General features: G+C 71.9%; 8 protein-coding genes. 3 read left to right on the top strand and 5 right to left on the bottom strand.

Annotated features, from left to right (window positions below; genetic code table 11):
• Complete coding sequence (locus HQQ88_RS20115; protein ID WP_173169088.1) at positions 1-978, bottom strand: matrixin family metalloprotease; 978 nt, start codon at positions 976-978, stop codon at positions 1-3.
• Positions 979-1,109: 131 nt separating this feature from the next.
• On the opposite strand from HQQ88_RS20115, the gene HQQ88_RS07690 reads away from it, so the two are divergent.
• Positions 1,110-1,979 carry an aminoglycoside phosphotransferase family protein gene (locus tag HQQ88_RS07690; protein ID WP_173169087.1) on the top strand — a complete coding sequence of 290 codons (870 nt, stop codon included), beginning with the start codon at positions 1,110-1,112 and terminating at the stop codon, positions 1,977-1,979.
• Between the two features lie 21 nt (positions 1,980-2,000).
• Here the strand turns inward: HQQ88_RS07690 and HQQ88_RS07685 are convergent, their stop codons facing one another.
• The 4 genes from HQQ88_RS07685 to HQQ88_RS07670 form a co-directional block, all read right to left on the bottom strand.
• Positions 2,001-2,918 carry a GNAT family N-acetyltransferase gene (locus HQQ88_RS07685; protein ID WP_216834278.1) on the bottom strand — a complete coding sequence of 306 codons (918 nt, stop codon included), beginning with the start codon at positions 2,916-2,918 and terminating at the stop codon, positions 2,001-2,003.
• Between the two features lie 176 nt (positions 2,919-3,094).
• Positions 3,095-5,044: a prolyl oligopeptidase family serine peptidase gene (locus HQQ88_RS07680; RefSeq protein WP_173169086.1), complete on the bottom strand. Its 1,950-nt coding sequence runs from the start codon at positions 5,042-5,044 to the stop codon at positions 3,095-3,097.
• Positions 5,041-6,825, bottom strand: a complete 1,785-nt coding sequence (locus HQQ88_RS07675; RefSeq protein WP_173169085.1) for an N-acetylglutaminylglutamine amidotransferase — start codon at positions 6,823-6,825, stop codon at positions 5,041-5,043. Before HQQ88_RS07675 ends, HQQ88_RS07680 begins: the two co-directional genes overlap by 4 nt.
• A complete protein-coding gene (locus HQQ88_RS07670) occupies positions 6,825-9,392 on the bottom strand; it encodes a carboxylate--amine ligase/circularly permuted type 2 ATP-grasp protein (RefSeq protein WP_173169084.1) in 2,568 nt (855 codons plus the stop codon). Before HQQ88_RS07670 ends, HQQ88_RS07675 begins: the two co-directional genes overlap by 1 nt.
• A gap of 86 nt (positions 9,393-9,478) precedes the next feature.
• Here HQQ88_RS07670 and HQQ88_RS07665 point away from each other — a divergent pair, with 86 nt between their 5' ends.
• Positions 9,479-10,195 (top strand): ABC transporter ATP-binding protein, encoded by a 717-nt coding sequence (locus tag HQQ88_RS07665; protein ID WP_173169083.1) that lies wholly within the window; start codon positions 9,479-9,481, stop codon positions 10,193-10,195.
• Positions 10,192-11,481: a hypothetical protein gene (locus HQQ88_RS07660; protein WP_173169082.1), complete on the top strand. Its 1,290-nt coding sequence runs from the start codon at positions 10,192-10,194 to the stop codon at positions 11,479-11,481. Before HQQ88_RS07665 ends, HQQ88_RS07660 begins: the two co-directional genes overlap by 4 nt.
• The last annotated feature ends 360 nt before the right edge of the window (positions 11,482-11,841 follow it).

The following is an 11,841-nucleotide window of genomic DNA, read 5'->3' as shown; positions in this document are numbered from 1 at the left end:
TCAGTACAGCGCCGCGATCCCCCGCACATCCCCCAGCCCGAGCGTCCGCTGCGCTGTGTCGCACACCGTGGACGACGGCTTCATCACGAGCCCCGACTTCTGCGCCGTGTGCCCGAGCCCGTACGAGTGCCCCCACTCGTGCGTCGCGATGCCGCGCAGGTCGAACCGGTTGCCCGAGCAGGTGCTGGTCGATCCCCACCGGTGGCTTGTGGAGTAGCGCTGGTCGGTCTCGAAGGCGACCCCATCCGTGAAGGACCAGATACACGTGAGCGCGAGGGTCTTCGACGGCAGCTTGCCCCACCCGACGACGCTCGTCCGGTTCGAGGTCCCGCAGCCACCATCGGCGGTGACCGCGGGCTTCTGCGTCGCGGTGCCGAGGTACTCCTGCGCCGCCGTCGACTGGACCGTCTGACCGCACGCCGAGATCGTGCCGGTCCAGGCCTCGGCACCGCGCTGGATCGCTGCGACCTTCGACACCTTCGCCCCGGTCGGGTTGTACCGCCACCGGATCGGCGACTCCCAGTGCGCGCCGGTCAGCACGTACGCCCTGCTCCCGCAGCTCGCGGACGTCGTGGCGCCGCCGTGCGAGGCAGTCCCGCGGATCGTCGGCCCGAGGGTTCGCCGTTGCTGGGCTGCGCGTTCCTGCCGGACGGCGGTGGGCGATCCGGCCCACACCTCGTCGACCTGCACGGCGATGCCGGCGGTACCACGGTTCGCGATCACGACGTCACCGGGGTCGGTGTCCCCTTCGGCGACGGGCGCGGCAGTGAGCGTGACACCGGCTGCGGGCACTGCGAAGGTCCGGCCGTCCTCGAGCGCCACCACGCCGGAGTCGACGCGGCACCCGGAATCGAGATCGTGGACCGAGATGCTGTCGCCTCGGCAGCTCGCCGCCTCGGCGAGCCCCGGTGCGGCGATGACCGCCGTCAGGACGAACCCGAGTGCGACCGCGGCGGCGGTCTTCGATGACGTGCGCACTGCGCCCTCCTTGATCACACCGCACCCGAACCACGGTGGCGGACGGCTGCATCAGTGTCCGGGGGCGCGGGAGGGCCGACAAGCCCCCAGAACGGCCGCGGTGCGCAGAGCGGACCGGGTAGCGTGCCGCCATGCAGTGGGGCGACACCGGACTCGACGGCCACCAGATCGCGTTCGTGCTCCGCACGCTCCCCGATGCCGTCCTCGTGGCGGACGACTCGTGGGGGCTCCTCGACACGAGGGTCCTGCACGTCGTCAACGGCGACCTCGGCTACACCGTGAAGGCGTCGGGCCCGGACAACACCCACTTCCCCCGGGAACTCGAGGCCCACCGGACCGTGACCGACGCCCTGCGCACTGCCGGGGACACCGGTGCCCTCGTGGCCGCGGACGAACAGCACCGCGTCCTCGTCCTCGAACGCGTCCCCGGTCACCTCGCGCTCGGTACTGCGGACGAGCACGCCGCCGAGGTCCACCGGCAGGCCGGTGCAGTCCTCCGGCGTCTGCACGACCACGGCACCCGGCACGACCCGACCTTCCTGCTGCACGAGCAGGCGAAGGCCCTCCGCGCGCTCGATGCCCCGCACCGGATCTCGCCCGACGTCGTCGCCCGGACCCGCGCGGCACTCGAGATGCTCCCCGCCGACCACCCGGACGAGCCCCTGGTCCCGACCCACGGCGACTTCCACCCGCGCAACTGGATCGTCGACGACGAAGACGACCGCCACGGACGGCTCCGCGTCATCGACTTCGGCCGCTTCGGCTGGCGCCCGGCATCGTTCGACCTCACCCGGCTCGCGGTGCTGCACTGGCAGCACGATCCGACCCTCGAAGCGGCGTTCTTCGACGGGTACGGCGACGACCCGCGCGAGCCGGGAGCCTGGCGCTGGCTGCAACTCCGCGAAGCAGTGGGGACGGCAACCTGGGCCTACGCGGTCGGTGACGAGGGCTTCGAGGCACAGGGCCACGACATGCTCCGCCGCGCCCTCGCCGCGTTCTGACCCGTCAGACCGGAACGCAGCTCACGGCACCCGCACGAACCGCGGTGCCCCGCGGTCCCGCAACCGGAACCCGAGGTGCTGGTACAGCCCGATCGCCCCGGTGTTCCCGGCGGCAGCGTGCATCAGGGGCGTCTCCCCACGCTCCCGGATCCCGTGTGCGACGGCGAGCACCAACCGCCGCCCGAACCCCTGCCCCCGGTACCCCTCGTCCGTGCACACCGCGCTGATCTCGGTCCACCCCGGCGGGTGCAGGCGCTCCCCCGCCATGGCGACGAGCCGCCCGTCCCGCCGGATGCCCAGGTACGTGCCGAGCTCGATGGTGCGCGGCAGGAACGGCCCCGGCTTCGTCCGCTCCACCAGGGCGGTCATCTCCGGCACGTCGTCGGGTGTCAGCACGACGGCTTCGTCGTCGGGCGCCCCCTCGATCGCCTCGCCGGTGAGCTGCACGCCGCCGGCACCCTCGACGAGCTCCCACCCCGACGGCAGGACGGCAGCCGCACCGACGCCGAGCATCCCGCCCGATCCGAGCAGTGCCCGGACGTCCTCCCAGTCCTGCGCAGTGGGTTGCGCGGGGATCCCTGTCCACACCGACACGTCGGTCTGGTACCGGACGATCTCGCCACGCCGCTCGGCGAACCGTGCGTGGTGGCTGTTCAGCGCGGCCATGGCGGGCGCGTCGAGCATCCGCGTCGGGGTGCCGTCGTCGGCGATCGTCAGGTCGAGGGTCCGGAGCGCTTCGCCGCGGGCATCACCAGCACGGAACCCGAGGTCCTCGATCCGCCGACGGTCGCCGTCCGCCCATCCGGCGGTGTCCGCGACGACCCCGGAGGCGTAGTGGTTCGTGGCGCGTTGGACGACCTGCTCGACGTCCGCTGCCGAGGTCACGAGGACCTCTCCCGGTCGGGGCAGCGCGGTCGAGGTCGGCGCAGTCGTCGTCATCCCACCATTCTCTGCCCGCGGCGAGCGCCGCCGGCGCATCGTTGCACCCGGTGACACCGTGGTGCGGCTCGCACGGTGCGAGAGGGCTCACGGCCCCGTGCGAGGTTCCGTGCTCGGTGCGAGCGCACGTGCACCGCACGGAGTACGGAACCTCGCACCAGACCGAGCGCCCCGCCTCACCCCAGCCGCGACGCCACGAACTCCACCATCCGGCGCACCAGCAGCGCCCGCGACGACGCCCGTCGGTACTCGTGCCCTTCACCCGCGAGCTCGAGGTACTCGACGTCGTGCGCCCGCTCCCGCAGCGCCGCCACCACCTGGTGCGCCTCGCCGATGGGGACGTTCGTGTCGAGCTCACCGTGCACGACGAGCAACGGCGCCGTGACGTCGTCGACGGCACGCATCGGCGACAGGGCCGCGAGCAGCGCTTCGTCGTCGACGGGGTGCCCGTACTTCGTCGCAGCGGCAGAGGCGATCCACGGTTCGGTGTCCCGGTAGAACGTGGCGAAGTCGCTCATCCCGCACACGGCGACACCTGCCGCGAACACGTCGGGCGTGAACGCCAGGGATGCGAGGGTCGCGTACCCGCCGTAGGAGCGGCCCTCGACGGCGACCCGGGAGCGGTCGGCGTACCCGTTCGACACCAGGAACCGTGCGCAGTCGACGACGTCGGCGAGTGCGTTCCAGCGCAGGGCCAGGTCGTCGGCGTGCACGAACTCGTGTCCGTACCCGGACGATCCGCGGATGTTCGGGGCGAGGACGGTCACGCCCGCTGCGGCGAGCGCCTGGTGCTGGGGCGAGAACGTGGGTCGTTCCTGCGACTCCGGTCCGCCGTGCAGGTGGACGAGCGCTGCGCGCGGGCCGGGAGGCACGGCAGCAGCAGCACGAGCGCCGACGGCCGACGACGCGGCCGGCTCCACCGCCCGGTACAGCCAGCCGGTCAGCTCCAGTCCGTCACGCGCGGCGAACCGCTCGAGCGTCGGCTCGACCAGCTGCACGTCCGGCAGTGCGGGAACGTCGGTGACCCGGTTCCAGGTGAGTGCGTTCGTGTCGAGCCGCCAGAGTTCCCGCGGTCGGGTGGGCCCCTCGACGGCGAGCAGCACGCTCCGGCCGTCGCGGCTGAGCACCGGGTCGGTGACCACGTACCCGGGCAGGTCCGGCACCGGGGTGCGCGAGGCGTCGTGGGTGTTGATGAGGTCGAGTTCGCTGCGCCCGTCGACGTTCCAGACGAGCAGCAGCGTGCGGCCGGCGTCGTCGGCGTCGAGGTACTCGAGCTCGGCGTCGGGCCGTTCGGCGATCCGGCGGGGTGTGCCGCGCCACCCGTGCGGTCCGACGGGCTGGGCGACGAGTCCGCGGCGGGGCAGGCCGGCCTCGGTGGCGACGTAGGCGACGAGCGGGCTGGTCTCGCTCGCGGGCGAGGGCCGCAGGAACGCGATGTCAGCGGACCCGTCGGGGTCGTCGGCGAACAGGGCGTGGCTCTCGTCGGTCAGGCGGTCGACCACGACGACGAACTCCTGGCCGCGCTGCCCGTCACTGAGCACGACGAGGCGTTCCTCCACCGACAGGTCGAGGATGTGGATGAGTTCGCCGACGGCCAGGTCGTCGCGGTCGCCGGACACCGGGTCGACCAGGTACGAACGGGCCGGCTGCTCGGCCTCGGTCGAGGGCAGCGTGATGACGACCCGGTGACCACTGCGGCTCCACGGGCCGAGTTCGGCGTGCTGGTAGCGCGAACCGGCGATCTGCGCGGCGTCGGTGCCGTCCGGCCGCACCACCCAGACCTGCTGCTTCACGCCGCCGTCGGTCGCGATGGCCACGGCGAGCCACTCCCCGTCGGACGACCACGACACCCGGATGACCGGGTCGTCGGACAGCGCGATCCGGACCGGTTCGGGCAGTTCGCCGTCGACGACGACGTCCTGCACGAACACCTCGGGGGTGCCGTGCCGGTCGCTCACGAACGCCACGCGCAGGGCGTTCCGGGTCATGGTGGGGCCCCATGACCCCCAGGCGGCGGCGAGCCGCTCACCCAGGTCGGCCGCAGCCCTGGTCGTGACCGAGGGACGGACGTCGGCCGACGACGCGACGCTCGCCGCGCCTCCAGTCCGGAGGGAACCCACGTTCACCGCACCCCCTGCTGCTGCAGCCACATCTCGATCAGGCCGAGCTGCCAGAGCGCGTTCGCGCCGATCTCGGTCCGCGTGCTGTTCGGCTCCTGGAGCATCCGCTCGACCGTACCCGGGTCGAACAGGCCGCGCTCACGTGCCTCCGGCGCGTGCAGTGCCGCGCGCACCCGCTCCAGGTACGGGCCCTCGAGCTGCCGGATCGCGGGTACCGGGAACGACCCCTTGCTGCGGTCGATGACGCTGTCGGGGACGATGCCGCGCGACGCTCGCTTCATGACGCCCTTGCCGCCGTCCGACAGCTTGAGCGCGGGCGGGATCGCGCCGGCCAGCTCGACGAACTCGTGGTCCAGGAACGGCACGCGCGCCTCGAGGCCCCACGCCATCGTCATGTTGTCGACGCGCTTCACGGGGTCGTCGACGAGCATCGTCATCGTGTCGCTGCGGAGCGCAGCGTCGACGCTCGTCTCCGCGCCCGGAACCGCGAACGCAGCGTCCACGAACGCCGACGGGGTGTCGTCGTCGCTCTTCCAGCGCTCCCCGAGCAGCCCCTGCAGCGCCGGCCACCGGCGGTCCATGAACACGGAGCGGTAGGCCTCGGCCGCCTGGTCGCGGGGGACGTCGGCGAGCGGCGGGTACCAGTCGTAACCGGCGAGCACCTCGTCGGCACCCTGGCCGGACTGCACGACCTTGACGTGCTGCGAGACCTCCTGCGACAGCAGGTAGAACGCGACGCAGTCGTGGCTGACCATCGGCTCGCTCATGGCGGCGACCGCACCGTCGATACCGTCGAGCAGCCGCGTCGAGGGGATGTGGATGCGGTGGTGGTCGGTGCCGAAGTGCTTCGCGACCTGGTCCGAGTACTCGAACTCGTCGCCGGATTCACCGCCCGCGGCCTCGAAGCCGATGCTGAACGTGGCGAGGTCCTGCTGCCCGGCCTCGGCGAGCAGTCCGACGACCAGGGACGAGTCGATGCCGCCGGACAGCAACACGCCGACGGGGACGTCGGCGACCATGCGGCGCTCGACCGCGGTGCGGAGCGACCCGATGAACGCCTGCTCCCAGTCCTGGTCGGTCCAGTCGGCCCTGGCGGGGTCGCGCTCGAACCTGGGCTCCCAGTAGACGGTGTCGCGGGACGTGCCGTCGCGCTCGATCACCCGGACGGTGGCGGGCGGGAGCTTGCCGACGCCGGACAGGATCGTGCGGGGTGCCGGCACGATCGAGTGGAAGCTCATGTAGGACGCGAAGGCGACGGGGTCGATGGACGTGTCGATGCCGCCGCCGGCCAGCACCGCAGGCAGGGACGACGCGAAGCGGAGCCCGCCGGGTACCTGTGCCACGTACAACGGCTTGATGCCGAGCCGGTCCCGCGCGAGCACGAGTCGGCCGCTGGCGTGCTCCCAGATCGCGATGGCGAACATGCCGATCAGGTGCTCGACGAAGGCCGTGCCCCACTCGGCGTAGGCGACGGCGATGACCTCGGTGTCCGACGTCGAGAAGAACTCGTGCCCCTTGCCGCGCAGCTCGTCACGAAGCTGCTCGTAGTTGTAGACCATGCCGTTGTAGGCGATCGTCAGTCCGGCCCGGGGCAGCACCATCGGCTGCGCACCGGCGGTGGACAGGTCGACGATCGACAGCCGTCGGTGTCCGAGCGCGACCGGACCGCGCGCCCAGAGCCCGTCACCGTCGGGGCCGCGGTGCACCATGCACCCGGTCATCCGCGCCACTGCTCCGACGTCCGGGGCCGTGCCGTCGAACCGGATCTCGCCCGCGAGTCCACACATCAGCGCTCTCCCTCGGCCGCCGCCTTCGCGGCGGATCCCACGATCCAGGTGTCCTTGGCGCCGCCGCCGCGCGACGAGTTCACGACCATGCTGCCCTCGGGCGCCACCCGGGTCAGCGCGACGTCGGCCAGGTGCGCGTCGTCCTCTCCGGTCCCGGTCAGGTAGACGAACGCGCGCAGGTCGACGTGCCGTGGGTCGAGGCCCGCCGGTCCGATTGTCGGGTGCGACGACAGCTGCACCACTTCCTGTCCGACCCAACCTGCTGGGTCGGCAGCGATCTCGCGCCGTCGTTCGGCGACCTCCGGGGCACTCGCGCTCGGCCCGATCAGGACCCCGCGTCCGCCTTCGCCGTCGACCGGCTTCGTCACGAGTTCGCCGACCCGGTCGAGCACCGACAGGCGTTCGCCCTCGATGCTCGTGCGGTACGTCGGCACCGACTCGAGCAGCGGCTTCTCGTCCAGGTAGTACCAGATCAGGTCCGGCACGTTGACGTACATCGCCTTGTCGTCGACCAGGGCGTTGCCCGGGGCGTTCGACAGGTGGACGTGTCCGGCCTCGGCCACGTCGAGGATGCGGGCGCCCAGCTCCGGCGCGTGGTCCGCGGTCAGGGCCCGCACGTCGCGGTCGATCCGCAGGTACAGCCCGTCGAGCACGTCGCCGGTCGTCGCGTCGACCACACGTCCGTCACGGACGTCCAGGTCGGACCCGGCCAGGAGGCGCAGCCCGGCTCCGTCGGCCAGCCTGCGGTGCTCGAACCACGCGCCGGCGGCGGGGCCGTCGCTGACGAGTGCGAGCACCGGGTCCGGGTTGCCGGTCACCGCGGTCGCGTTCGTGCGCAGGGTCTCGCGCAGGCAGTCGGTCACGCCGTGCGGGTCGCGCAACAGCGCCGGACGTGGAGCGTCCGGCACGACGTCGTCCATGAGCTCGCGGAGCGCGATGCCGTACGCGACCCCGGAGGGCGAACGCACGTTGTCCTCGAGCACCCGCCAACCGCCGAACTCGTTCCGCACCAGGTCGAAGCCGAGCACGGGTGCCCGCACCGCGTGACCGGGCAGGCGCGCAGCGTCGGGGTCCCAGCCGTTCGCCCCGACGAACTGGTGCTCGTCCATGACCCCGTCGGCCACGATCCGCCGCTCGCCGTACACGTCGCGCAGGAACAGCTCGATCGCCCGTGCGCGCTGCCCGAGGCCACGCTCCAGCTGCGACCACTCGTACGCGCTGATCGTCCGCGGCACCAGGTCGCACCCGAACGCCTGCACGCCGCCGTCCACGACGAAGCCGACCTCGTGCTCGCGCGTCCAGGCGTCGCGCGCGGCACAGTGCTCGTTCGTGGTGTCGGCGTCCCAGGCGGTGAAGTACGTCGCCAGGTCGCGGAACGCCGGACGGGGGCGGGCACCGGGGCCGACCGCTTCGTCGCCGGCGCGCACGCGGTACCCGGGGACCGCGACCGCCGGGTCCTCATCACGTCCGGACGGCGTGCCGGCGGTGTCCTCGACCACCAGGGCGACGACGTCGTCGAGCTCCCCGCGCTCGGCGTACGCGGTGCGCTGTCGATCGGTGGAGTTGCCGCGGGCCAGGGTGTCCTCGAGCAGGTCCGTGACGGTGCCCCAGTCGCCGAGCTCCTCGAGTTCCGGGCGCAGGCGGGACACCAGTTGCCGGACGGCGACCTCGGCGGGCAGGCGGTCCGGGTGCTGCCCGAGGCCGAGCAGTTCGCCGCTCAGCCCCGTGCGCGCCGCCTGCCACATCGCTGCACGGTGCAGGGGCTCGCTGCGGGGATGCCACTCGGCGCCGGACTCGACGGCGACCTCGGCCTTCCGCACCGCGGCCCGGAACAGGCCGGCGATGAGCACCGCGTCGTCGACGATCGGGGTGGCGTCGCAGACCCGGAGTTCGAGCGTCGGAGCGTGCGACGACGGCCGCACGTCGAAGTACGCCATCTTCTTGTCGGCGATCACCCCCGACGCGATCAGGTCGTCGAGCACCTTGTCGTACTCCGCCGCGTTCGACACCCGCCCGAAGCTGCCGGCCGACGGCCACCGCTGCCAGATGATGCTGCGGAACGACGAGTACCCGGTGTCCTGCCCGTTCCAGAACGGACTCGACGCGCTCAGGGCCAGCAGCACCGGCAGGACCGGGGCGACCCGCTGCGCGATCTGCACCGCCAGGTCGCGGTCGCTCACACCGACGTGCACCTGGAGGCCGCAGATGAGCTGCTCGTCGACGAGCATCCGGTACTGCTCCTGCATGCGGCCGTAGCGCCCGCCGCTGGTCAGCTCGAAGTCGGCGTACTCGGACCGCGGCGCCGTACCCACCGAGGCGATGGTCACCCCGGCCGGTGCGATCGCGGCGCTGAGCTCACGGCGCAGGTCGACGATCACCCGCCGCAGGTCGTCGAGGGTGCGCACCACGGGGGTGTTCGTCTCGATGGTCGTGCGCTGCAGTTCCGCGCCGAAGCGGTCGGCGGGCAGCTTGGGCAGAAGGCGCGGGGCCTTCGCGGAAAGTCGGCCGGACTCGAGGTCGATGAGGTGCAGCTCTTCCTCGGCGCCGAGCGTCAGCTCTGCACTCATGGCTGGAACCTACGCGCGGTGGCTGTGGTGCGCGCCGCGGCACACCGCCCGACGCATGCTCGTAACATATGTCATATATTGGATCGATGACTGCACTCATCGAGTCCACGGCGCTGACGCGTCGGTTCCCCAGTTCCGCAGGCCGTGACGTGACCGTCCTCGACGACGTCACCTTGACCATCGGCCGCGGCGAACTCGTCACGATCGTCGGGCCCAGCGGCTCCGGCAAGTCGACGCTCCTCCAGTGCCTGTCCGGACTGGACGCCCCGACCGCCGGCACCGTGCGCATCGACGGCACCGACCTCGCCACCCTTCGCGGCGATGCCCTCGCGGCGTTCCGCCGAGACCACCTCGGGTTCGTGTTCCAGTCGTACAACCTCATCCCGGCGCTGACGGCGTTCGAGAACGTGGCGCTGCCTCTCCGGCTGTCGACCGGATCCGTCGATCGCGCCGTCGTCCGGAACGCCCTCGACGCGGTGGGACTGACGGCGGTCGCGCGGCACCGTCCCGGACAGCTCTCCGGTGGACAGCAGCAGCGCGTCGCGATCGCCCGCACCATCGTCACGGCACCCGACGTGGTGTTCGCCGACGAACCGACCGGCGCGCTCGACACCGAGTCCGGGGCCCGCGTGCTGGAACTCCTGCGGGCAGCTGCCTCCGGGCGACGCTCCGTGGTGATGGTCACGCACGACCTCGAGGCCGCGGCGCTCGGCGACCGAGTGCTCGTGCTGCGCGATGGTCGACTGCACCGCGAGCTCGTGGCGCCGTCCGTGACCGACGTCCTCGCGGCGGTGTCCCGGTGATCACGCGACTCGTCCTGGCCGAGGTCCTCCGGGCCTGGCGACTCTGGACCTGGACGTTCGTCGTCATGGTCCTCGCAGCCGTCGTCGCGCTCGTCTGCGCGGGCGACGTCTCGACCGCTGCGGGGATCGCCGACCGGGCGGACGCCGACGCCCTCCGCAACCACGCGCTGGTGTTCGGCGCGATGAACGCCATCGTCGTCATCGGGGCGCTCAACGTCCTCGTGACGTTCTCGATCCGGATCCAGCGCCGGAACCACGCGCTCTGGCAGTTCGGTGGCATCGGCCCGACGCTGATCCGACGCGTGGTCTTCGCGCAGGCCTCGACGGTCTCGCTCGCCGCGTTCGCCGTGGCCCTCGCCGTGATGCCCCTCACGCTGCAGTCCCTGATGGCCTTCCTCTCCGCCCCGATGCGGAGCACGGGCAGCCCGGCCCTGGAACCCCGACTCGGCGTGCCCGAGGGGCTCATCGCCTTCGCAGCCTTCGAGCTCACCGTGCTGCTGAGTGCGATCGGTGCCGCGCGGGCCGCCTCGAGCACTCCGGCGCTGTTCGCCGTCCGTGAGCCCGAGCTCGAACCACCGCGACCGAGCGTCGGCCGCAAGGTGATCGTGTGGGTGTCCGGCGGGGTCGCCGTCGCGCTGTACGCCCTCAACCTCATGGGCGAGCGCGGGATCTCGATGGTCTTCCTCGTGCCGGTCATGGTCTGCGTGATCGCCGTGGCACCGTGGCTCTGCCGAATGCTGGTCTCCGGGTGGACCGCGGCACTGCCAGGGTCACCCGCCGCGTGGTTCCTCGCGCGCGAGTCACTGCGGTACCACCTCACGCGCAGTCACTCCGCGATCGCCCTGCTCGCCGTGGCGATGCTGCTCGGGTCGCTCACCGGCTTGGCAGGCGTGTGGGACTCCCCCGCGTACTACCTCGGCGGCCTCGCGATCTTCGGCGGGCCGGTGCTCATCGTCCTCTTCACCGGCGCTGCCACCGTCGTGATGACCACGCTCAGCCGACGACGCGACGTGGCCCTGCTCGTCGTCACCGGCGGCACGTTCCGGACGGCGCTCGTCGCGGCGGTCCTCGAAGCCGTCGCTGTCGTGATCACGGCTGTCCTCATCGCGCTTCCGTTGGCGTTGGCGAGTGGGCCCGCCGCACTGACGACCTGGACGGACCCGCTCCGGCCACTGCCGTTCGTGGTCGCGATCGGGCTCGTCATCATGGTCGTCGCGACGGTCTCGCCAGTGCTGCAGGCACGGCGTCGAGCGCTCGGCCCGCAGCTCGTGGACACGGCGGTCTGAGCCACTTCCCGCGACTGAAATACCACATAGGGTGGGAGCGGGTCGCACACCGCCGGGTGTTGGCCCGGGCAAAGTCGAAGCCCACCACCGCTGCAACGGTGATGGGCTTCGAGTTGCTCTCCGAGTGGAAAGCCGGGACGGGCAAGAGCCGTTCCCGAGTCTGATCGCTCGGGTCCAGTGTAATCGAGCTCCGGCCCGACCGCACGCCCGTCCCGGTCTACCGCTCCTCGTGTCCGCCGGCGCTGACACCGGAGGTGGTCTCGATGTCCAACGACACCGATCCCAAGCCCAGGCGTCAGGTGTTCTGGCTGGGGGTCGCGGCTTGCTCGTGAACCTCACCAGACTCCTGGTCGACCTGGT

The organism is Curtobacterium sp. VKM Ac-2861, assembly GCF_013204965.1.
Lineage (GTDB): Bacteria > Actinomycetota > Actinomycetes > Actinomycetales > Microbacteriaceae > Curtobacterium.
This window is presented reverse-complemented; position numbering and strand designations above follow the sequence as displayed.

What these genes read in the sequence shown, in the direction of transcription:
- HQQ88_RS07690 (WP_173169087.1), top strand. Translation starts at nt 1,110, where the DNA reads ATGCAGTGGGGCGACACCGGACTCGACGGCCACCAGATCGCGTTCGTG.
- HQQ88_RS07685 (WP_216834278.1), bottom strand. Translation starts at nt 2,918, where the DNA reads ATGACGACGACTGCGCCGACCTCGACCGCGCTGCCCCGACCGGGAGAG.
- HQQ88_RS07675 (WP_173169085.1), bottom strand. Translation starts at nt 6,825, where the DNA reads ATGTGTGGACTCGCGGGCGAGATCCGGTTCGACGGCACGGCCCCGGAC.
- HQQ88_RS07670 (WP_173169084.1), bottom strand. Translation starts at nt 9,392, where the DNA reads ATGAGTGCAGAGCTGACGCTCGGCGCCGAGGAAGAGCTGCACCTCATC.
- HQQ88_RS07665 (WP_173169083.1), top strand. Translation starts at nt 9,479, where the DNA reads ATGACTGCACTCATCGAGTCCACGGCGCTGACGCGTCGGTTCCCCAGT.